Origin of the sequence: Xenorhabdus mauleonii, assembly GCF_900113945.1 — a bacterium.
In the GTDB taxonomy this organism is placed as follows: Bacteria; Pseudomonadota; Gammaproteobacteria; order Enterobacterales; family Enterobacteriaceae; genus Xenorhabdus; species Xenorhabdus mauleonii.
Map to the genome: position 1 here is coordinate 98462 of NZ_FORG01000012.1, position 23735 is coordinate 122196.

13 protein-coding genes are annotated in these 23735 nt (G+C 44.0%); all 13 read right to left on the reverse strand.

The annotated features are described in order from the left end of the window. Positions 1-19 precede the first annotated feature (19 nt). Entirely contained in the window at positions 20-505 is a 486-nt protein-coding gene (locus BM100_RS13015) for a YbhB/YbcL family Raf kinase inhibitor-like protein (protein WP_092511607.1), read from the reverse strand. Positions 506-783: 278 nt separating this feature from the next. Continuing rightward, complete coding sequence (locus BM100_RS13020) at positions 784-1731, reverse strand: siderophore ABC transporter substrate-binding protein (RefSeq protein WP_092511609.1); 948 nt, start codon at positions 1729-1731, stop codon at positions 784-786. A 204-nt stretch (positions 1732-1935) separates the two neighbouring features. After that, positions 1936-3249, reverse strand: coding sequence for a diaminobutyrate--2-oxoglutarate transaminase (gene ectB / locus BM100_RS13025; protein ID WP_092511611.1), 1314 nt, complete (start codon positions 3247-3249; stop codon positions 1936-1938). Between the two features lie 91 nt (positions 3250-3340). Further along, on the reverse strand, positions 3341-6454 hold the full coding sequence (locus BM100_RS13030) for a non-ribosomal peptide synthetase (protein WP_169924683.1): 3114 nt from the start codon (positions 6452-6454) through the stop codon (positions 3341-3343). Between the two features lie 5 nt (positions 6455-6459). After that, positions 6460-7701 carry a cytochrome P450 gene (locus BM100_RS13035; RefSeq protein WP_092511615.1) on the reverse strand — a complete coding sequence of 414 codons (1242 nt, stop codon included), beginning with the start codon at positions 7699-7701 and terminating at the stop codon, positions 6460-6462. Further along, positions 7698-9221, reverse strand: coding sequence for an ATP-grasp domain-containing protein (locus BM100_RS13040; RefSeq protein ID WP_092511617.1), 1524 nt, complete (start codon positions 9219-9221; stop codon positions 7698-7700). Before BM100_RS13040 ends, BM100_RS13035 begins: the two co-directional genes overlap by 4 nt. Beyond that, a complete protein-coding gene (locus tag BM100_RS13045) occupies positions 9211-9564 on the reverse strand; it encodes a hypothetical protein (RefSeq protein ID WP_092511619.1) in 354 nt (117 codons plus the stop codon). The genes BM100_RS13040 and BM100_RS13045 overlap by 11 nt, the downstream gene beginning before the upstream one ends. Beyond that, positions 9561-9740, reverse strand: coding sequence for an MbtH family NRPS accessory protein (locus BM100_RS13050; RefSeq protein ID WP_092511621.1), 180 nt, complete (start codon positions 9738-9740; stop codon positions 9561-9563). The genes BM100_RS13045 and BM100_RS13050 overlap by 4 nt, the downstream gene beginning before the upstream one ends. Beyond that, positions 9730-11382 (reverse strand): ATP-binding cassette domain-containing protein, encoded by a 1653-nt coding sequence (locus BM100_RS13055; protein ID WP_092511623.1) that lies wholly within the window; start codon positions 11380-11382, stop codon positions 9730-9732. The genes BM100_RS13050 and BM100_RS13055 overlap by 11 nt, the downstream gene beginning before the upstream one ends. Further along, on the reverse strand, positions 11379-13133 hold the full coding sequence (locus BM100_RS13060) for an ABC transporter ATP-binding protein (protein ID WP_092511625.1): 1755 nt from the start codon (positions 13131-13133) through the stop codon (positions 11379-11381). The genes BM100_RS13055 and BM100_RS13060 overlap by 4 nt, the downstream gene beginning before the upstream one ends. Then, positions 13093-18126: a non-ribosomal peptide synthetase gene (locus BM100_RS13065; protein ID WP_169924684.1), complete on the reverse strand. Its 5034-nt coding sequence runs from the start codon at positions 18124-18126 to the stop codon at positions 13093-13095. Before BM100_RS13065 ends, BM100_RS13060 begins: the two co-directional genes overlap by 41 nt. Before the next feature lie 14 nt (positions 18127-18140). Beyond that, a complete protein-coding gene (locus tag BM100_RS13070; RefSeq protein WP_092511629.1) occupies positions 18141-21953 on the reverse strand; it encodes a beta-ketoacyl synthase N-terminal-like domain-containing protein in 3813 nt (1270 codons plus the stop codon). Then, a complete protein-coding gene (locus BM100_RS13075; RefSeq protein WP_092511631.1) occupies positions 21950-23734 on the reverse strand; it encodes a non-ribosomal peptide synthetase in 1785 nt (594 codons plus the stop codon). Before BM100_RS13075 ends, BM100_RS13070 begins: the two co-directional genes overlap by 4 nt. Position 23735: the final 1 nt, after the last annotated feature.

Here is a 23735-nt window from a genome sequence, read left to right on the forward strand (position 1 = left end):
CGGAAGAGTTATTCATCAATTAACGTTGGTAGTAAGCGGTTATAGAGGCTGTTGCCAGCGTATTTGCTTGGATCATAAAACGCGCAACCGCATTTGTCGTTTCCGCATTAACCCCTAATTTTTCTACCGCCAAGGCATGCACAGTGAAAATATAACGATGTGCTTTATCACCTTCAGGCGGACAAGGGCCACCAAAACCGGACAGGCCATAATCATTTTTGCTTTGAATCGTTCCTGCTGGTAACAAGCTGCCATCACTTTTTCCGGCATTTGCCGACAAGGCTTGTGTTACCACCGGGATATCAAAAGCAACCCAGTGCCAGAAACCACTGCCTGTCGGAGCATCAGGATCATAGACGGTAACAGCAAAACTTTTAGTTTCGGCTGGCGCATCTGCCCAGAAAAGCTCGGGCGAACGATTACCACCATTAGCACCAAATTCATTAAATTCATGTTCTTTCTGCAAGAAATCATTATTCTTAAATTCAGTTGAATTGATAATCATGATTATGTCTCCCAGTTAAGTGCCTTTTGAAACATCTTAACGCAGACTTCCTATACTGCAAGACGAGGTTATCATTTTGCTTGATTGTTTCAATTTGGGAACAGTATGTAAGTCGAGAGATATTTTAATGGCGTGAAATCAAGCGCCTTAAGGGATAAGCTCAGTGAGAATAGGTTTAATAAAAAGCAAATCGATGTAACCCCGAAATCGACATAGGCCGATTTCGGGATGGATTTCAGGTAGGTAATGACTAATAGGCGAGATTACAATTCATCAGGTTACAATGCATCAGACACTGCATTAACCTGCCGTGTCAGGCTGTCCAAACCACCGCCGGACAGATACCAGAGGTCAGATTGTAAATAGACAATCTTGCCATTTTTATAAGCATTGGTTGATTTGATTTGCTCATCGCCTTCAAACTTTTCTTTTGTCAATTCACCCGCCCCTATTGCCTTGCTGCGATCGATGATAAAAATCACATCAGGGTTTGCCTGTGCGATCATATCCGCCGTAACAACCCGGCTTTTTTCGTTCTCTGGTTGGGCAGGCAATACCGCTTTTGGCGCTTGAATCACGCTGTAAACAATGGCTTGGTTATTGGGGTATAACTCGCCCGCATTATGCAGAAGAACCAACACCTTGCTGTTTATCGCCTTGGCTTTTTCCTGAGCTGATGTGATGGTTTTTTCCAAGCCAACAATTTGCGCTTTAACTGCATCTTGCTTATTAAATAATTCGCCTAACAGTTTCAAATTACTATCAACGGATGACAGGTAATTTTTATTATCCGTACTTAAATTAACGGTCGGTGCAATTTGTGACAGGCGATCATAAAAATCCCCCTGACGACCGGTTATCACAATCAGATCGGGTTTTATTTCTGCTAATTTTTCCAAATCTGGCTTTTTCATGCCTCCGGCATCCTGCATATTCGCAGAAACACTGCTGCGCACATATTCAGGCAAACTTTCAATAGGCAATGCAATTACTCTTTCAGATAAGCCTAGTTTTGCCATTGAGTCATAAGTGCCGAAGTCAAACAGAACAACCCTGTTAGGATTTTTTTTGACCTTAGTCTCACCTGAAAGATGTTTTACGGTGACATCATCACCAGACTGTGCGATCACTGTGTTTGATGTAAATGATGCTGATGATTGACTAAATGCAGAATAGCTGGTGACAGAAAGCAATGATGCGATAACAATTGGCAGGATTTTTTTCATTGTTACACCTAAATTGTGCCCATGAATAAGTGGTGGCTTGCATTCTAAGCGGCAACGTTAATATGTCAACCAAATAAGAATCAATATCAAATTGATTCTTATTTATTTTATTCATAGCCTGCTCCTCTTGAGAACGGTTTCGGCATCCACCAAAACTTTGCTTCTGGAACAGGCTTCCCGTCAATTTCTTATCCAGAATTCATATCATGTTATATTTTTTAAATTTTGGGCGTTCTCTATTTTCATTTTCTTCGAGATTTCTTCAATAACATTCCTGATAGTTTGAATGCCAGCATCCAAATCCTCACGTTCAATAGTCAATGGAGGAAGGAGCTTGAGCACCTGATCCTCGTTTCCACATCTCTCTACTATTAGCTTATTTTCAAAGCTCCGTTGAGCAACTTTGCAGGCAATTCTAGGATCAAAAAACTCCAGGCCATACATCAGCCCTCTTCCTTTTACTTCCTTGATCAGATGTGGAAAATCGCTCTTTATCTGCCCTAAGCGCGCTGCTATATATACCTCATCATTCTCAATCTTTTCGCTTAAGCTATTATCAGACCAAAAATTACATATGGCAGCAGTCGCAGTCACCATCGCCAAGGTGTTTCCTCTAAAAGTGCCATTATCTTCACCTGGTGACCAAATATCCAAATTACTTTCCATCAACAGCAAAGATAAAGGATAGCCATATCCACTCAATGATTTAGATAAACAGACCATATCCGGTTTAATATCTGCATATTCAAAACTAAAGAAAGATCCGGTACGACCACAGCCTGCCTGTACGTCGTCAATGATTAACAATATTCCTTTTTCAAGCGTCAGCGCCCGCAGCTTACGTACCCATTCTTTGGAAGCAACATTAATGCCGCCTTCTCCCTGAACTGTTTCAACGATAACCGCAGCAGGCAGTTCATAACCCGAACTCCGGTCTTCCAACAGCTTGCGAAACAATTCCAAAGAGTCTAATCCCGAGAAATACAAATCGAATGGCAAACGTTCCACATCTGTATCCAGCACAGGTTGGCGATTATCCTTATTACCAGTCAAACCTAAGGCTGTTCCTGTCATGCCGTGGAAACCATTGGTAAAAGCAACAACTCGACGGCGTTGAGTCACTTTACGAGCAAGTTTAATCGCTGATTCAACAACACTGGTACCAGTCGGAGAGGTGAATTGTAGTTTGTAGGTTAACCCTCTGGGCACCAAAATATTTTCTTTAAAAGCAGTAATAAAATCTTTTTTTGCTTTAGTGTATAAATCCAGTGCGCCTTGAATACCATCCTCACTAACATATTCAAGTACAGCCGTTTTTAAGGCAGGATGGTTATGTCCATAGTTCAAAGCGCCGGCGCAACTTAAAAAATCAAGATATGGCGAGCCATTCTGGTCATATAAATAGGAACCAGAGGCTTTATAAAATACTTTCTGAAATTTACGGCAATAAGAACGTACTTCTGATTCATTTAACTCAAAAGCTTGATAATCGTCTTGTTGTATTATCAATCCTTCCATCTGTTTAACTCCTCTAAGCGTTTCTTTAAGCCTATATAAGCCAGTATCGTAGATTAGATTTAGTACTAAGGAATTAATCAGCCAGCGATAATTAAATAATCCGTTCGGGTGAAAATGCTATGTCTTCTATTTTTTCGCTTAACTGTTCAGCTAATGTCAACGCGAAGCCAATGCCATAACGTTTTTCATCTGCCGTCACATTTATGAAAATACCTTCACCTTCCAGATCATTTATCAACTCCACTCTAATCGGTAAGCTAGTGTGATCACGCACATCCTCATCAACACTTATTAGTCCTTGTTTTAATAACTCATTGCGAGAGTGAAAATGAACATAACTAAATGCCGCCTCAAATGGAGGTCCTCCTAATGCAGCTTGTATTTCTGAATATGGAAAGCGCCTAAAAAGCAATATTTCTTTTTCCGCATTGAACGATTGTCTTGCGAGTGCCTGCCAGTTATTAACAGAGTCAAGATTCAGCTTTATCGGAACATGGTTAAGGAACAGTCCAAGAGTCAGATCCGCCCCTTCCATCTCCGGCCTGCCGTTAACAGACATACCTGCTACGAAATCGATATCCTGTAATTGATGGGCGGTTGCCAGATAAAACCCAGCAAAAAACATACTTTTTAATGGAATTCCCCACTTAGAGACATTATTTAACAATTGCTCCACGGTTCGTTCCGGCAATATGCGTGATGCTTTTTTAAAATCTGGCACTTGATGTCTATTCATTTTTTCTTTAGCTGAATATCGGCTAAAAAATTGTTTAGCGTGGTCGTTGCCAAGGGCCTCACGCTCAAGTTTGACAAATTCTGATAATGGCGCTGGCGAAGCTAATGATATAGATTCGCCGGATAAATTTGCTTGATACAATTTCAGAAGTTCAAGAATAAAAACAGACTCACTCCAGCCGTCAAGGATCGCATGATGGAAGGCGTAGGTTAACCGAAACTGTCTTTCATTTAACATTGCCGCATGCACTCTCATTAAGGGAGCGACTTCAGGATCAAACGGTTTTCTTAACTCCGCCATGACGTGTTCATGACGCTCAGCCAACTGTTCATCAGCAAAATTTATGTAGCTTTCCACTGCAAGTGGCAATAATGGTTGAACTTCAACGAGTTGCATCACTTCGCTGAAAGAAGACAAATCAAACCTTGTTCTAAGCACCGGGTGCCTTCTGGCCATTGCCTGAAGTGTGTCATAGAACACTTTTTCATCCAGCGGTAAGTTAATATCTCGAGAAATAATATCAAGGTAGATGGATTTATCACTGTATAACCCTTCAAACAGCATCCCTAGCTGCAATCTTGTAGCCGGATAAGCAGTTTCGATACCCACGGGTAAGCTATTCTTATCGAATTCATTTATCAGTTGGCTTTCATTCTGTTGAGTGGAATCTATTCGCGTTTGAGTCGCCCCACTGCAAATTCCACGCAAGGTCGGATTGCGAAATAAGGTGCCCAGTTCAATCACTAAACCCTGTTTTTCAGCTTCTGCAATCACTTGGATAGCCAGAATAGAATCACCTCCCAACGCGAAAAAATCAGCTTCAGGCACGGCATCAAATGGACCCAATACTTGTTGCCATATCTTTGCCAGCAAAGCCTCATCTTCCGTCAGTTCACTGTCTGCCTGCCCTGATGAGAATTCATTGGATGGCATCTCTTCTAATCGATTAACCTCTTCCCATCCCATAAGAAGCCGACGGTCGACTTTGCCACTAGTCGTTAAAGGTAACTGCTCATGGCGAATAAACCGGCTAGGATGCATATAAGCTGGGAGTAGTGTCTGAATATGCGAGATAATGGATTGCTCAATATCAATGCTCTCAGCATCAGCGTGGATGGCATAATGAGCAACCAATTGTTCAATATGGCGTTTATTGTCAATATGCAATACAACACAAACAGAACTTACATCCTGACAACTTCTTATCGCATGCTCTACTTCTGCCAATTCAACCCGGTGGCCCCGGACTTTGACTTGATCATCAAGCCTACCGACAAATTCAATCAGGCCGTTATTCGACAATATCCCTTCATCACCTGTAGCAAACATTCTGGCACCGGGTTGGGTGGAAAAAGGATCAGGTAAAAAACGTTGGCTGGTCAGCCCCGGCTGATACAAATATCCCCGGGCGACAGACTGTCCCCCAATGTAGATTTCACCACTCTCACCAGGTCTGACGGGTCTTAGCATTTCATCCAATAAGTACATTTTCGCATTGTCGATAGGCTCTCCTAAGGGGGCTTTTGTCGCATCAACACTTAATGATGACATAGGATAGCTACTCACCAGAGTTGTTCCTTCAGTCGGCCCATACACGTTATTAAATAAAAAACGCTGACCTCGTTTTTGCTTTCTGGACAGATAATTAAATGCATGAGTGATTGACATTGCATCACCACCGACAATCAATTGTGGCACTCCATCCAGTGCTTCTTCGCGATAATCAACTAAGACATGAAACAAAGCCGGGGTCAGCAATAAAGTTGTAATACCATATTCAATGAGGCACTTTGGCAGTTCATCAATGGCTTGATATGAAGGCGAGGCTAATACTAATGTTGCCCCATTGGTTAATGCCCCCCATATTTCGAAAGCAGAAGCATCAAAGGCGGCAGGAGCCAATTGCAGTATTTTTTCATCAGGCCCGAAATGAACGTAGTGCTGTTTCTGGCTAACGAGATTGGCGGCGCTATAGTGAGCCACTCCCACGCCTTTAGGCTGTCCAGTACTTCCCGACGTATAAATAATGTAAGCCAGTTGTTGACTGGAAACGTGTGGCAAAATCTTTGGCTCTACAAGTTGAAATTCATCGATAGAGAGAGTTGCAACACTTTCAATAACCGGTGAATTTTCCATCACAGTTCGAGTCAGTACCAGTTTTGTGCGCGAGTCAGCCACCATATAACGAAGTCGCTCAGCCGGGTAATCAGGGGGCAATGCTAAATAAGCGGCACCCACTTTAAGCACTGCCAACATTGCTATAATCATGTCAGGAGAGCGATCAATGTAAATCCCGACCACATCTTCACTCTCAATACCTGACGCCATCAGCCGATAAGCAAGTTGGTTAGCACGCTCTTGGACACTTTGGTATGTCATTTCTAGATGATTTGCACTAATGGCAACCTTGTGCGGGGCGCTTTCAACCATCGCATCAAATTGCTCATGCAACACGATGAGTTCTTTCATGACATTCATTCCTGTGAACAATTTGCAGCAGCCAATTTGACTGGTAGATGTTGGTAACCAGACAGAAATGTCGAATAGATAGGACTCGGTTCCCCACTCAAAGAAATCTCATCAACGAGTTCCAGAAGTGCTTCCAGCAACGCAGTAATTTCTATTCTGGCAAGTGCGGCGCCAAGGCAGAAATGCGCTCCATATGCAAAAGAAAGGTGCCGATTATCAGTGCGATTAAGATTAAGCTCATTAGGCTTTGTAAAGACGGTTTCATCAAAGTTAGCTGATCGATTCCAGACAGTCACAACATCACCAGCCCTAATCTGTTGCCCCCCTAATTCGGTATCAACCGTTGCCGTTCTACCGCCATGCAAGGCCGGTGTAGTCCACCGCAGCAACTCTTCTACCGCCTTGCTGATTTCTGCTTCCCCCCGTTGTAACTGAGCCCAGCATTCTGGATTTTCAGCAAATGTTTTTACGATCCCTATTAATGCCAACCGAGTTGTTTCATCTCCGCCAAGCAGTATGCTATAGCAATTAAAAACCAATTCTTCTTGTGTCAAGGCCAAGGAGTCTTGAGTGAGCGTAATCAGATTACTGATTAGATCATCTTCCAATGGCTTGATTTGGCGAGTCTGAATACATTTATAGAAATACATCAATAATTCATTGCGGGCGAGGCGGGTATCCAACTCATCCACTGACAAAGAATTCGAAGCCAGTGCTGTACTCGCATTGGCAAATAGTTTTGCCCGATCTGCTTCTGGAATTTTCAAAATGTCACAGATGGCTGCCAGCGGAATATGTGGCGCTACGTCAGTGGCAAAATCACATTGCTCGGATATGACTGCATTGCGTACAAGTTCATGCATTGCATGCTTGATTCTTTTCTGTACCGACATCAAATTTTTCGGGCTAAAAGACTTTAACAGCTCCTTACGAATTTGGCGGTGTCTATCTCCATCTGACACGGCAAGCATTCGACCACCAGCAGAATCTCCGCCATGTAACAAAGTCGCCATGACATTGCCATGAACAGACGTAAAGGTTTGGCTATCACGGTAAACTTGCATAACCAGTTCATGGGTGCTGACCACCCAAAATCCCGGCAGCCCATTAACCGCAGCGTGCCAGGCAACAGGGGATTCCTTGCGTAATTGCCGCCAAATATTATCGATATCAGGACGTAGATGAGTAAGAGGATCAGTGAGATCTAGATTATCTGGTACTTTAGCGATACTTGAGATTAGATTCATATTTCCCCCATTTCATGAGCATTAAGAATTTTAACTTCGTTACTGTCCGTAAACCGGACATGGAAATGCAAGCACTGCCCCATACGCTGATAAATATCCAAAAATGACTCGTGATTATCCACCTTGCCTAGCACCGTGTTAATTTCATAGGTTTGTGAGCCTCCCGGCAATACAGTGCCAGTCCACACATATGAGCGATATGACAACACGCCATCAAGTGAGCGCAGCTCATCTTCTCCGCTGACTCGAAGAATTTCACATGGGTGTGTTGGTGCGATGTGACAGATATTGAAATAGACGTGTTCCGAGTTGAAATCAGGCAGATCCACTACTTTTCCCAATGCTAATTGGGCTGCAATTTCAAGCAAACTAATATTGAGACTGATTTTGGCCATTTCATTGATCCCCCCACCCACCCGGCCATTCACTTCAATGATCCTGGCTCCCTGTCCGGTCAACTTTAGTTCGGTATGGGTGATGCCCTGACTAACGCCCAATGCTTTGATGGCGTTTTCTGTTAATGCATAAATTTGGTTCTGTTCTCTATCATTTAAGGTCGAAGGCCAGATATGGCCATACTCACGAAAAGGAGGGCTAAGTGGCATCTTGCCAGTCACATTGATATGTTTAATTTTTCCATCGAATACTAGGCTTTCAACAGATACATAATCGCCAAACGGTAAAGATGGTCGTCCTTCAATAAACTCCTCCAATACCAGTGAGCGGCCACCATCAAATCCAATTTGTTTATTTGATAGCAGCCTTTCTACAAGATCCTTTCCTGTTGCCCGATCTTCAATAAGATATGTATCGATGCTGCCACCGCCATAAGCCGGTTTAAGCACTGCGGGCAAACAAACCTTTTCAACGGCTTTTTCCCAATCGGATACGGCTGTAATGAGATCAAACCTTATTGACTCAATACCCGCATTTTGTAACGCCACTCGCTGCTTATATTTGTCAGTAAGTCGATAAACCGTTTCAATGCTATGAAAAGGCAAATTTAAACGTTTTGCTAACGTCGCCGTAAGACGTAAAGCTCGCTCACTAAAGGTCACAATACCTGCTGGATTAAAGTGAATTAACTCTAACACCGCCTTTTCAACGTCATAACCATCAATCACGTAACCAAATCGAGAGAAATACGATATGCGCTCTCTGGTGTGTTCATTGGCATTGATAACAAATACAAGCGGTGCAATTCCATTCAATTCGGTAACAATATCTCTGGGCAGGGCAGCGCCTTCATCGTAAACCACTATCAGGGGCTGATTATCAACGGCTTTAAAGTCATTACGCAGAGACGCCGGGCGCATGTCGATCCAAATATCTTCAATCCATTTTCGACAAACTTCTTTTGTGCCACTAAAACCAGTTGCCCGCCATCCTATAGCGGCAGGCCACTCAGCGCGTACACAGGCATACTGCTCTTCATCATTTACTACAACCAAATATTCATCAGTCAAACCTTCAACGCTAGACGAATACTTCATTTGTGTTTGGATATTTTTATTGCTCATCAGTGCAGACTTCCTTATTTAAGCAAGCTTGACGGATACACAAATAGATGTCGTAAAGCTGATTTCGATAGTAGAAGTGATCTCCAGGGAATATGGCCGACTGGCAAGAGCTATATGTCAGTAATTGCCATGCTTTTAAATGCGATGGAGTTACCCATGGGTCACGATCACCGCCGATGGATAAAATAGGACAATGGACTTTGCCGCTGGCTTGTTTATGTTGAGCCAAATCGCTCATAGAATACGCACTGCCGCCGCCCAAAGGAGCGATAACGACGGTCATTGTGGTTTGCTCTGGATCGCAATAACTCCATAACCCCGGCGTCAATCGAACACGTTTCATCCCTGTTGCTCTCTAGAAACGTTCAACTTCGGATCAATCCAATATTCAGTTATCCAATCCAGACATTCTTTTTCTGAGCCTGAAAATCCGGCATTCTGCCAGCCCAACGGTAATATCCGCCCTTCTGGCCAAATGGAAAACCGACCTTCATCGTTACATACCACTTCATAGTTCATGTTTCTCGCTCCGCCGCTTGATAGTCACAACTTGATCCGCCTGAGCAAGCAAATCAAAATTCTGCGATGCCACAATCCAGAGCCCAGGCCACTGTTTAGGTAGTAATAGCCATATCGCTCGGGCTGTATCCGCGTCCAATGATGAATCGCAATCATCGACAACATAAACTTCAGCTGGATGGCATAACATACGCGCCAGTGTCAAACGTTGGCGCTGACCACCTGATAACTGTCTGGCGCCACCAGAACCCAGCACAGTATCAAGTCCTTCCGGAAGATCAGGTGAACCTGGTTTCAGATACACTGCCGTTAACGCCCGCTCCATAGTTTCATCACTGATAGAGTGGTTACCCAGCGCCAAATTCTCTCGAACAGTACCGCCAATAAAACCTGCGCCCTGACGGGCATAAACAACCTTAGGGCTTTGCCACCAATGCGCATTGCCACAAACTTCTTTATCATTCCAAAGCACACTTCCAGATAAACTTCGTTCCAACGCTAATAAGCTGCGGAGCATTCGGCTTTTACCTGAGCCGACTTCTCCATTAACGACGATGAGTTGATTGGGTATTGCGGAGAATGAAATAGGTTGCGTATCGCTATTGCAACAAAGCCCGCTTACTGTCAGTGATTTCAGCGTATCATCAGTAATAGGGGCTTCATTATCGGATTGTTCTATCTGTAACAGTGGCTTAATTCGCTCATAGCAAACATCGGCATTTTTATAGTTAGCCAATACGCGGCCAAAAAAGAAGATCTGCTCACTTACCCAACCGATATAAGTTAAAAACAGAGCGAGTTTGCCAATGGTGAAATCGCCGCTAATGATGCGGGTGCTGACAACAATCAAGACGATAGATGTACCTAACATCACTATATTTCGAAATAACCCAGACAACAGATCAGTGAACATTTGATGTTTTGCCTGCACCATACGGCGATGTTCAAAGCTTGTTGAAAGGCGTTCAATATGCAAATCCAATTTTCCGCTAAGGCGAAGGTCACGAATTCCTGTCAGTATATCGGTAATACGGCCGGCAATTTGGCCTTGATATTGACGCTTCTCTTCCTGTAATGCCCCGACCTTGTTTTTGAGAATTACGCCCAGCCATAACCCTCCAACCATCGGCAAAAGTGCCAGTGTCGTCACAATGTCAGTACTTAACAGCACGACGAGTGCAATCAACAATAATACCGCCCGGTAGAAAAAATCCGCAGTCCAACCAAGGAAGGAGGCCACTTCATCACTGTCATTGCGAATACGATTGAGCATATCTCCCTGTGGAAGATGCAAGCCGGTGACAGAAAAGTGACTATTTATCCCCTCCAAAATACGTTTTTTGAGATATGCACTGACTTTAAAAATCAGTGTGAAATCAACTTGTAACCCCAAAATCAATATTGCAGAGCGCAATACCATCGTGCCTACAGCCAATCCCAACAGCCACCAAACTTCTGAACCGACAGGATCTATAACAGCACTGTCAAGAAGCCGGCTAATGGCAAAACCCACAACCAAAGGTAAGCCATGAATTAGCGTCCATACGACCATGCTAATAAAGTAAAGGAAGGAAAATTTGCGCACTAAGCCCAATAAAGCAGACAACATTTTTGATGGGAAAAAATGGGTTAACACCGTCATGATATAAATTCCATATTTTCTGTTAACGTTTTGATCCCTTCGCCATGAACGACTTCCTTGACACAGCCTTCACTCATGATGATGACTTGGTCAGCAGTGGATAATGTATGCAAGCGATGGGCAACGATGATTACTGTTCGATTGGCACTAATTTTTTCCAGTAACCCCAGCCAGCTTTTCTCAGTACTGGGGTCTAATAACGAGGTGCCTTCATCGATAATGATCAATTGTGCGTCTTGAAGCATGGTTCTTGCGCCAGCAATCATCTGGACTTCACCTTCCGATAATGAGCGCCCCCCGCTCCCCATCAAAGTATTCAGTCCTTCAGGCAACGCCTTCACCCATTTATGAATATTTAATTCTTCGAGTACACGCCAGATTGCGTTATCTGGAATGTTGCTATCAAACAAGGTTAAATTTTCACGTAGCGTTGCTGTGAATAGATGGGCTTTTTGACTTAATACGGCTACACGCTTGGCAAATTCATCAGGATGGATGGATGTGACCTCTGTACCGGCAATGGTAACTCGCCCGCTGTCAGGCTGGGCCAATCCACACATAAGATTGAGTATTGTGCTTTTGCCTGCTCCCGTTCGCCCAACAATGCCCACTTTGTTTCCGGCATCCACATTGAAACTCACGTCATGTAAAACTTGTCTGCCCTGACTTTCATAGCGAAAACAAACTTGCTCAAATTTAATGGATAGAGGGCCTTCAGGTAGTTGAACGCCTACACTATGGCGACTTACTTTTTCCTCATCTCGTAACATCTTCACGACAAGCGATAAAGTCGCCATCAATCGTTGTACCTGATCTACCTCCGAAGACATTTCTTCCATTGGCTCTCTGAGCCGATCAACATAAAGGTAAATCATGGTTAACGTGCCAATACTGATACTGTTATGGCCGAGTAATTGCAGCCCAAATCCAAAACCCAGACCAAAACTCAATGCAAAAAATAGCTGGGTAATCGGCCAAAATATGCGTCCGCTCACATATGCTTTGCGCTCCATTTTTAATAGGACAGAAAGCATTTTTTGTAGTTGTAAAGCGGGCCAGCGGCTCCTTCCTAATAAACGCAGATCATCCTTTGCGACAAAAACATCACCGATAAAACCAAATATGTGGGCTTTCTCTTCACGGGCTTTTTGCCACCGCACTACCGCCAGATTGGTCAGTTTCACCAAAATATAAGCCACAACAAGAACCAGTACAGTAATCGCGATGCCTACTTCAGGTATGACAGAAAACAGGATTATTAAGGTGCCTAATACTAATGCGATATTTCCTATAATCCTGAAACCGGATTCTGCAATCGTTTTTCCAATGATGTCCGCATTACCCTCAATTTTTTCAAGAAGTTTACCCTGGGCTTCGCTTTCAATTTGCAGGATCGACCGGTTGTGTACAACATGATGAAATAGCTGACGTCTAAGCGTATCCGCAATGCCCCAACCAGCATTGGTGCTCCAATAACTGGTAACCAATCCAGCAATGACCCCGAAACAAGAGATAATTGCATAGCCCAAAGCCAAGAAGATAAGCTCATAAACGAAAGTACCTGCCGTCGCTTTATCAATATAATGACGGATAACAAATGGCCCCGCTAAATCACAAGCAAGTGTGATTGATAATGCCAAGAAAGCACCGATAACGGCTTTTTTCATCGGCCGGGCACTCTGCCAAAGCAACTTAAAGCCTGCCAATAGATTAGGGGAGTTCATCTCTTGCATATTCGTTTGTATTTTCATATTGATTGTTTTGGGTTATCTGTTCATTGAATTCAGCTAAAACCGTTTTTATTTGCGCTGTAGGCACAACGTCAGCTGCAAATTGAGCACGAATCTCCATCACTCCATCATTCACACTAATATTAAAAGAAAGCAAATAATCCATAGGTGTTGACAGAGGCTTCCAGTAACCGGTTCCATCGGTAGTGATATCAATAAAAAGTGGATTGGTTACACTTTCATCATGAGTATTCAGAAATAAAAGTTCTCCTTCGAAATCCAGCCTTAATTGTGGTCGAGGAATTGCTTTTAATTTTTCTGCTATTTGGGAATTTGCAGAAAGATAGCGAAGTACTTCAAAACCAAATCCTCTCGAAGGCACTTCATCTAACAACTGTGCCACTTCAGTTACATGTTCAGCAAAGTTTCGTCCCATCGAAAAGGGCAACAAGAACGGAAAACCACATGTAAACCAGCCAACAGTGCGGCCTAAATCAACGTCATCGAATAGGTCTTCCCGCCCATGCCCGCCCAGTTCAATGAGAATATTGTTGGCACTGGAGGGGAAATGACGCTCTAAAGACCGAGCTAGCAGGGTCAATAACCGAGCAAGCACAGGGAGTTGGCTGTGTTCCGATGGCCTTAAAAATTGCCGGGTCTGTACTTCATTAAGTATCGTTATTTGCTCCACCATATTCGCTTCAATGCCAATAGCATTTGTGTTCACTAGCTGCTGCGCTTGCTCATAAGGTTGGGAAAGCCAATAATGAATGCCAAACCGTTCTGGATCATCCTGCACCAATCGATGTAAGCGCCTGGCCCAAGCAAAATACGAAGTTGTTGGGTCTTTTAATTTATGAAGTTCAGTTCCTTCCAGAAGTGCCGCTAAATCCTCTGTAATGAGATCCCAAGAATAAGGATCAACGACTAAGTGATGCACTATGATTAACAATTTATCCGGCAAGTTATGGGCCGTTTGATAAAATTGTATGCGGCAGATTGGCCCATTCAACAAATCTAACGACTCATGCCCTAAATTTGCTAACTCAGTAATCTTCTGCGATAAACTATCTGGGCTCAGTTGTTGCAATTCGAATTGTTCGACAGCAATACGGGCTTGTGGATTAATGCCTTGCCACCTCCCTAATTCAGTAGCCACAAAGCTGGCCCCCAAAATAGGAAATCTTTCCAGCAGTACAGATGCCGAATGCTCAATCGTAGCCAATGACAAAGGGCGGCTCAGTGTCAACAACACACCATGATTACAATAATTTTCATTTGGATTATCACGCTCAAAAAAAGCATGCTGGGCTGGTGCCAAGGGAGCCAAATCACTTAATCCATTCGGAGCATGTTTGACTTTGGTTAATGCGCTTCTCCACTTGGCCAACAATGTATTGATTGCAGTTTCATTATGACGAAAAGGAACATATTCAAGCGTAATAACCAGTTTGCCATCAACAATAGCCGCATTAATCTCCCATTCTAGTGGACGCTGGCTAATTGCAGCCCGTCGCATTCCAATATCTTCTTCGATACTGAAAAAACCATCACTCTGCTGCTTCGTATTGAAACGCCCTAAATAGTTGAATCCAATTTTGAGGTTCTCTGGCATAACATAGAATTGTTGTAAATGGGCTTTGATATAAGGGCTGGCTTCTATCATTGCCGTCGTCACTTCGAGTACAGTAACTGTACTGTTGATCGGTAACACAAAAGGAGCGATGGTTGTAAACCACCCCACAGTCCGCATTACGTCAATAGATTCATTTTCTTCTTGTCTGCCATGCCCTTCCAATTCAATCAAGAGTTGCCCACAACCCTGTGCAGCAGCAATTGAATTAGCAAGCCCGGTCAAGAGAACCGCAGGCATTCCGCCGTTAGGAACCAATGCTGCAATTTCCTGAATATATTGTGTTTCTGACTCAGATAAATTGACCTCTACAACAGAGCGGTTTCCATAAAAGTTACCAATATTGCTATTCACCTGTACCACATCAATTGGTGTGGTTGGCCTAAGTGGAGGAAGTATTTGGGGCGGGATTGCTGCTTGTTGTTGAGACCAATAAAGATATTGCGTACTTTTCCTCGGTAGCCTTGGCGTTACTTTTTGAATAATAGACTGATACGCCATTTCGAGATCTTCTAGCAATATTTGCCAGGATACTTGATCCACTATTAGGTGATGCAATGTCAGCAAAATTCGGAAATCATCCAGCATCACAACTCGCAGCAACGGCCCTTTCTCGATTGATAACGATGCATGCGCCCTATTGGCAATAGTTTCGTCAGAACAATCCGCCTCAGCCATCCACAATAAGTCGTCATGAATGGCGTTTAAGGCTTGATAATGTTGTTCTCCCTCTCTGGGGAAACAAACACGCAATTGGTCATGGTGCTCCACCAGCATTTTTATCGCTAAGGACAATGTTTCCGCGTCTAATTGTTCCTTTGCGCTAATTACATGCGACTGATTCCAATGATGTTGCTCAGAAAATTGTTGGTCGAAGAACCATTGTTGAATGGGGGTTAACGGTGCTCTCTCAATCTGTAGAGTTGAGTTCACCACCATTTCACCTTTGGCATTCGCCAATTTCGCAAGTGAGGCAATAGTTGGATACTCAAGCAAATGACGAGGGCGCAAGTTGATTCCCAAAGAACCCACTTCATGCATCAGGCGAATGCCAATAATGGAATCTCCACCCAAAGCAAAAAAATCCTCGGTGATGCTTACTTTTTCTAACTTGAGATATTTACACCATAAATCACAAAGCTGTTGTTCCAACTTGGTTTGAGGCGCGACATAAGAAGTAGATTCAGGCTGCTGTTTTGCTAACGCCTTTAATTGATTACGATCGACTTTACCATTAGCGTTGCATAACAGTGCATCGAGGAAATAAAATTTGCTCGGCACCATATAATCCGGCAATTGCTTGGATAAAAACGCACTCAAAGACTTCGCATCAGCGGCGGCGTCATTCAACTTAGTCACGAAGGCACTTAGTTGCTCAAAACCGCCCATATCGACAAGCTCAACTGCACACATCGCTATATCCGGATGACTTGCCAATACAGCTTCAATTTCACCAAGCTCCACTCGCCGGCCTCGAATTTTCACCTGATTATCAGCTCGGCCAAAACACTCTAATACCCCCTCGTTTCGCCAACGGCCGCGATCACCTGTCCGGTACATTCTGGCCCCTGGAATAGATATAAATGGATCAGGTAAAAAAGCCGCCGCCGTGAGACGATTAGAGCCTATGTAACCCCGCCCAACATTAGGCCCGCCAATAAAAATTTCACCACCAACCATTGGAGGAACAAGTTGAAAATCTTTATCTAATACATAAATTGTCACATTGGGCAAAGGCGCGCCAACCGGGCAATATAATCCATCAAATTGCTCGCCTACCTTTCCTTGAGTCACATCATCAGTACACTCTGCCGGGCCATAGGCATTTAACAGTGCTACCATTGGCATGCATTGATGCCAGCGGCGTGCCAGTTCTGTGCTTAACACTTCACCCGTCGAAATCATCCCACGTAACTGTTGCTGAACCCGCATCTTCAGTGATACCGATTGTTCGAGGATATCCAAGATGACGGCAATGAGCGAAGGAACCAATTCAATATATTCAAATTGCTGCTCAATAATGTATTGGATTAATACTTGAGGATCTTTTACAACATCATCAGAGACAATAGAAACCGTCGCTCCAGCAGTTAACCCTGTAAACATTTGCCAAACAGATATATCAAAAGAAATAGGAGCTGTTTGCGGTAATGTTGCCCCTAATTTCAGTTCACAATTTTGAACTCGAAATGTGAGTAAATTAAGGAATGAACGATGTTCAATGCCTACACCTTTAGGAAGCCCCGTCGAACCGGAAGTAAATATCACATAAGCCAATTCGCTTGGTAATGGTTCAATTAGCTGTTGCTTAAATAAATTAATGTCTTCCGCTAAAACCGAGTTTTGGAAACTAAGTTCACTGAATGAAAATAGAATGATCTGCGACATATCCACGACATGATCTGCGATCAATGCTTTCGCATGTTTTAGCATGTGCATTTGTCGTGCTTGCGGCAAAGTTGGATCAATGGGCAAATAAGCCCCGCCGGAGAAAAGAATGCCGGTGGCAACAGCAATGTATCGAACACTGCGGGGGGCTGAAAGTGCAACGATATCATCGGCACTAATGCCTGCTTTTTTTAATCTTAGTGCGACCGATGAGGCCAACTGAAAGAGTTCCCAATAAGTCAGTGATTCAGTTTCATCGCGGAGAGCTATTGCACTGGGGTTACTTTCCACCTGCTCCACTACTAATTGGTAAAACGACTTTCCTGAACCATAATCAGGCGGCAAATTGAATTCGGTTAGCAATTTTGTTTGCATCGCCTCATCAACGATTGTCATATTATTCAGTCGGATATCAAGATCAAAAAGCCCTTTGCTTAACAGTGCGGCGATACCTGTAGCTAGTTGATTGAGCGTCTGGGCCGCAGCAGAAGTGCCACTGACACTAATTACCCCATTGTCCAACTCAATAGCTATTCCCATTTCCGGTCGTTCGCCATTAATGACAATAGGCCTGAGATGCCCCAAAAACTGAGTCAACAGTGCCTTATCCACCGAACCATGCTCAATAGCCGCAGCGGTAACCCTACGAACATTGCCTAGCCATTCACGAAAAGTCACAGCAGGAGGTATAGTCAATAAAACAGGTAAACGATGGCCCTGCTCTGTATTAATATGCAACACGACAGAGGAAACTCCTCCTATACGCCGCAATGCGATACTTGTGGCGGCCGCTAAAATGCTCCATGTCAACAGATCAGAGTTTCCCGTTATTCGCTTAAATCGGTCAGTAACAGCGCCAGAAAGCAGGCAACGTTCGCTCACCAGAGGCCCTTCACGGTCAGAAAAAATATCTGCCGTTGCGGTAGCTGCTTTGGTTAAATCATCAGCTTGCTTCATCCAATATTCACGATCAATCAGCTTCATGGTTGTCATTTTTTTATCCATATCTAGAACTGAAAATCGGGGACATCACTAAGGGTATCGCCTTGACCGTCAAACAAAGTGAAAAGGTCGATATCCTCGCCTAATGTCACAAGCCGTGTCAGTGCATCTACATAAACATTCAACCATTGATAAGCCGTGTCTTGCGAGAAAAGAGAAGCGGAGTACTCCAGTCGTGCCTGAAGCTCATTACCATATTCAATACAGGTAAAATTAAGCGGATATTTCGCGCCATTGGGATCGACATCCAACAGTTCGACAGCGGCTCCATTCCCCCCGAATCCCCTGATGGGATCAACATCATTCTGAAAATCGAACATCGTGAGATGATAGGGAATATTTGCCATTAATTTCTGGATCCGATCAGCAGGAAATGCACTGTGGGAAATTGCGTTGAGCGATGCCTGCCTAACAGTATTCAGCACAGCTCGAAATGGCTGGTGTGGTTCAATGCGTGTACGCACAATTACCGTATTAACATAGCAACCAATGGTGTTCTCATCTTTCATTTGCCGATTGGCCACCGGCATAGCAACACAAATGTCATGCTGGGCACTTATCTGCCATTGCAATGCTGCCCAAGTTGTCAACATCAGCATTTGCACCGTTACACGAGAATTCATTGCCATCAGCTTCAACTTCTCGGTAACTTCCTTCGATATCATTACAGGTAAGTTTGCCCCCTGAAGATCAGATGCCCTCCCTCCGTCTCCGTCACTAGGCAAAAGTAAACTTGGCATATTTGCCAGATATTCGGCCCAGAATACTTCTAAGTTTCGGCCCTGTTCACTTTCAAGTAAGGAATATTGCCCCACGACATAATCAAAATAGTCTCTTACAGGCGGCGCTATTTTGTTGCCACTAAGGGCTGCTAATACCAATCGCCATGACCAGCCGTCAAAGAACAGGTGATGAAAATTCAGCAATAATACCTGCCGTCCACCATCGCTAAAATTCACTTGAATCAATTCAAATCGAGTGGGAGGAATGTCATAAGGTGATAACGGCTCTTCAACCATTTGGCGAAGGCGTTGAGTCAGCGCAGGAATGCCCGCTGCGATAGTGTATTCCGTTAAATCAATCTCAGTATGAACCAGCTTGATCTGCATTGGAGGATGGATTACTGGGCTAACTCCTCCCTCGTTGTATTTTAAACTACAGCGCAGCATCGGTTGCTTTAACACGAGTTCGGTGAGAGTGTCTTCTAGCCAGATAATATCCACTTCCGCATTGATAAACACGGCTGCGGGAACATTATAAGCGCCAGATTCACCCGAAATCTCCATCGCTGCCCAAATGGCTAATTGCTGGCCAGAGAGTACATTCTCATTGTCCCTGACTTCTACACTTGGGGAGGTTAATGTGGATACAGTGGGCGATGAGATGCTGTCTTTCGCTAATTGACAAAATTCATTCAGATCCAAGCAATCCAGCAATTCCAACAATTTCAGATCGGTGCCTAACACCTCGTTCAGTCGAACTATAAGTTGCTCGCCATTTAGTGAATTCCCTCCAACCGCGAAAAAATCATCTTCAAGCGTTAATCCCGGCTCTTTCAACACCTCTTTAGCCTGAGTCAGCAATATTTCTTCAACACTTTCTCCCGAATTTTGCTCCGAAACATGCAGAACAGCATCTGAAACCATAGCTGGATTTGCAATGGTTTCCGGCCAGCAATTGGTCGCAATAAAAGGGGCATATGGCAATTCCAAACGTCGATTTATCTTGCGTTCAAATCCTTGTTGCCAATTCAAATCGGCCCCACTTACAAACCAATCTCCAAGCAACGTCAATAAAGCGCTTTCACCATCGTATGACTGATAACCCAAGGCGTTAATGGCTGTTGCCAGCTCGCCACTGCGATTGAACCTCACCAGACATAATTCAGGTTGTTTTTGCAACACAGCTTGCAAGCGCTGTTTATCAAATGTCGAATCCGTAATTTGCACATCAGCAAGATGCAACGCGTCAGCAAGTTCGAGTGTGCCATCGATAACCTGTGCAGCCAATTTCCCCGCGCCGTGGGCCAATAACAAATCAATTGCTATCCCAAATTTTGCCAATACTGCATGGTTTCCCAACAACCAAATAATCCAGCGCTGTCGAGGCGTCCAATTTTCTCTTGAACATAAGTTTTCAGCTTGTTTTATTGTATGTTGAAACGCTGGGAAGGCTTCACCTCGTTTGACTAATATTTGAGTATCTATCGGAGAATAATCATCGAAAATAAGGCCGACTGATAACGATGATGAAGATGAAGGTAAGGATGAAGAAATCGAATCACGGTTCTCCAATTGCTCCACTAGATGAGAGATAGATAACGCTGTACAACTCCAACGGAATGGGAGATGCCTCCGCCCCAGCATCAATATATCGGCAATTTCATTAATTGATGCCTCAGTTGAGGATAACGTATCAGCAATAGCGGCCAAGTAGGTACTGAGGTCTTGTGCCGTCTGGGCCGATACCAGCACTAATCGTTCATCGACTGCTCCGCCCTTGCTGGCTCTCACCGCCGAAGGCGCTTCTTCAACAACTAAGTGCACATTGGTGCCACTTAAACCAAATCCACTGAGCCCGGCACAATAAGGACGCTGCCCTTGGCGTGCCCATGATTCACAGGAGGAAGAAACGTGTATTGGTAATTCTTCCGTAGAGCCACACAATGGGTTCAGTTGCTGGAAATGAACGGTAGGGAAAATCTGGCTGGTTTTAAATTGGGCCATAATACGCACAAGCCCCGCTAATCCCGCCATGCCGCTGAGATGCCCGAAATTACCTTTTACGGAAGATATAATGCAAGGCTCTTGCCGTGCTTGATAAGTTGCAAATACATCAATTAATCCTTGAACTTCAATCGGATCACCGATTTTAGTTCCCGTACCATGAGCTTCTATGTAACCAATATCAGCAGCCGTGACTCCCGCCTGACGCCATGCCGCAGTAATCACCTCAGTTTGTGCAGCGCTGCTGGGAGCAGTAATACCGTTGCTACGACTTCCGTCATGATTAACAGCGCTCCCTCGTATAACAGCATGAATCACATCATTATCTTGATATGCACGGCTCAACCTTTTAAGCAGGACAAAACCGCCCCCTTCACCAAATCCAGCGCCATCAGCCATTGCATCGAAAGGGCGGCATCGATCGGTTGTTGACTCAACTCCCAATCCTCCTGGGGTTTCGCTATGTTGAGGCAAGGCGCCCAAAACAAGCTCACAACCTCCCACCAAGGCAAAATCAGCCTCCCCTGTCAGAATTTTGTTACGTGCTTCGTGAAGTGCAACCAGAAATGATGAACATCCTGTATCTATGGCAAACACTGGGCCGCGAAGGTCAAGCAAGTACGCAATGCGACCCGCTGAAAAGGCGTGTAGGCTGCCAATAAAGGCAAAAGGGTTAGCTTGCCCTTGCCCCGACAACGACTGAAACAAATCTGGATGCGGCCCTCCATGCGCAGCAACAAGCACGGCCGTATGCGCATTTGACAACTCTTCTGGCGTATATCCAGCATTAATAATTGCCTCAGTAGCCAATTGAAGCCCTATGCGTTGCCTGGGATCGATATATTCAGCTTCGCTCAGTGCAATACCAAAGTAACGGTGATCAAATCCCGTAATTTCATCAAGCCATCCCCCTTCTTTTTCATTGCCAGTAAGGGGTTGCTTAGTATTGGCCACTCGGCTATCAGGGATTGGGCGGATACAATCTCGCCCCTCAGCCAGAACATCAATCAATTCACGCCAGTTTGAGCATTGTGGTAACCGAAAAGAGACGCCAATTATGGCAACCGCATCATCTGAAGAGATTGTAGTCATAGCTGCACCACCTGAGTTTTATTGGACGCGGTATTATCTCCACCGAGCACGTTAGCCAAAGATTCAACTGATGGGTATTTGAACAATTGGGCAATGGTAAGGTTTGGGAAATGACGGCGTAATCGACCAAAAACCATTAGCGTCTTGAATGAATCTCCCCCTAACTCCAAGAATTTAGCCCGAATATCAATATCATCACGCTTAAGCACTTCACGCCAAATATCTACGATTAGCTGCTCTGTCTCATTACGAGGAGAAATAACATTGGGAGAAACAGATTTAACTGCATTAACAGACGCCAGCAGACGGGTTCTATCGAGCTTTCCATTTGCATTAACAGGAAGTTCTTCAATATGGTAGATTCGGGAAGGGATATGACTGGCAGGTAATCGGATAACTAAACTTGCAAGTAATTCATTTTCTTTCGCAGCCCCCACAACATAAGCAACTAATTCATTACCCTGTTGAGATTCAGATTTTACGCTTGTAACAACAGCCTGCTTAACCCCAGGCTCTGCAAGCAAAGCATTTTCAATTTCTTTAGGCTCAATGCGATATCCACGAATTTTGAGCTGGCGATCCACGCGCCCAATAAATACATAATCACCTTGCACGTTTTGTTTAACCAAATCACCGCTGGCATAAAACCGGCTTCCAGAAATATCAATGAAGTGAGTTTTTGTTAGCTCTTGATCTCCATGATACCCTCTGGCCAGCGCCCTTCCCCCTATATACAGCTGCCCTATCTCCCCAGGCAAAACGGGTTGTTTGGCATCGTTCAGTACTCGTATTTCGACCCCGCTTAAGGGCTGACCAATTGGAATTGAACCCTCATCCAGGTGTGATCCATTTAGCGAATGCATTAACACGCCAATAGTGGTTTCCGAAGGGCCATAATGGTTAAATATTCTCAAGTTAGGCTTTGCTGCCAACAAATCTTTAGCAAGTGACGCTGTTAATTCTTCTCCACCAATAATAAGCACTTTCTCAGGCAGCAACTCCTTCAGATTGCCTTCTTTAGATAAAATTTCTAATTGAGATGGTGTACATTTCAACATCTCAATTGAGTATTTATTCATATAGTTAGCAAGCGCGATTGGATCCAACATCACTTCTCGATTAATAAGCTCAAGAGTGCGACCTGTCAGTAAGGCGCCAAAAATAGATGTGTTGCCAAGATCCGAAGCAAAAGTTGTTGTACTCATCAGATTACAGGGCATTGGGGATATACGTTCAACAAATGCTGACACGTAGTTCATGATACTGCTATGTTCAATGGCTACGAGTTTTGGAACCCCAGTTGAGCCAGAAGTTGATACAAAATAAGCCAAATCACTGGCTTTGCGGCCTGATACTGGAAGATATTCTTGTGGTTCTAGTGTTTGTTTATCAAGATTAATATAAGGATAGAGTGCAATACGTTGGTAATTCGAATCATCCGTTAATACTTTGGTCACACCTGCACGCTCTATTAAGTCGGTAATTCTGCCATCAGGCTCACTGGCCTCAAGCTGGATATATGCAGCGCCAACTGCCCAAATAGCCAACGCTGCTATAAGGCTTGTAGCAGACCTTTCCATAAAAATGGCCACAACATCACCACTTACAACGCCTTGTGAAATAAGTAATTGAGCAACAGCACCAGCCTTCTCTGCCAACTCTTTATAAGTAAGCGTAATGCCGTCATGATGTATAGCGCATAATGAATTTGAAGTGGCGACTGAATTCGTAAAAAGATCGGCGCATGTTTTTAGCTCTGTCAAAGAGTCCTTTGTTTGCATC

Coding starts and splice junctions, on each gene's coding strand:
- BM100_RS13055 (WP_092511623.1), bottom strand. CDS start 11,382: ATGACGGTGTTAACCCATTTTTTCCCATCAAAAATGTTGTCTGCTTTA.
- ectB (WP_092511611.1), bottom strand. CDS start 3,249: ATGGAAGGATTGATAATACAACAAGACGATTATCAAGCTTTTGAGTTA.
- BM100_RS13050 (WP_092511621.1), bottom strand. CDS start 9,740: ATGAACTATGAAGTGGTATGTAACGATGAAGGTCGGTTTTCCATTTGG.
- BM100_RS13070 (WP_092511629.1), bottom strand. CDS start 21,953: ATGACTACAATCTCTTCAGATGATGCGGTTGCCATAATTGGCGTCTCT.
- BM100_RS13065 (WP_169924684.1), bottom strand. CDS start 18,126: ATGACAACCATGAAGCTGATTGATCGTGAATATTGGATGAAGCAAGCT.
- BM100_RS13035 (WP_092511615.1), bottom strand. CDS start 7,701: ATGAATCTAATCTCAAGTATCGCTAAAGTACCAGATAATCTAGATCTC.
- BM100_RS13060 (WP_092511625.1), bottom strand. CDS start 13,133: ATGAAAATACAAACGAATATGCAAGAGATGAACTCCCCTAATCTATTG.
- BM100_RS13030 (WP_169924683.1), bottom strand. CDS start 6,454: ATGAAAGAACTCATCGTGTTGCATGAGCAATTTGATGCGATGGTTGAA.
- BM100_RS13045 (WP_092511619.1), bottom strand. CDS start 9,564: ATGAAACGTGTTCGATTGACGCCGGGGTTATGGAGTTATTGCGATCCA.
- BM100_RS13015 (WP_092511607.1), bottom strand. CDS start 505: ATGATTATCAATTCAACTGAATTTAAGAATAATGATTTCTTGCAGAAA.
- BM100_RS13075 (WP_092511631.1), bottom strand. CDS start 23,734: ATGCAAACAAAGGACTCTTTGACAGAGCTAAAAACATGCGCCGATCTT.
- BM100_RS13040 (WP_092511617.1), bottom strand. CDS start 9,221: ATGAGCAATAAAAATATCCAAACACAAATGAAGTATTCGTCTAGCGTT.
- BM100_RS13020 (WP_092511609.1), bottom strand. CDS start 1,731: ATGAAAAAAATCCTGCCAATTGTTATCGCATCATTGCTTTCTGTCACC.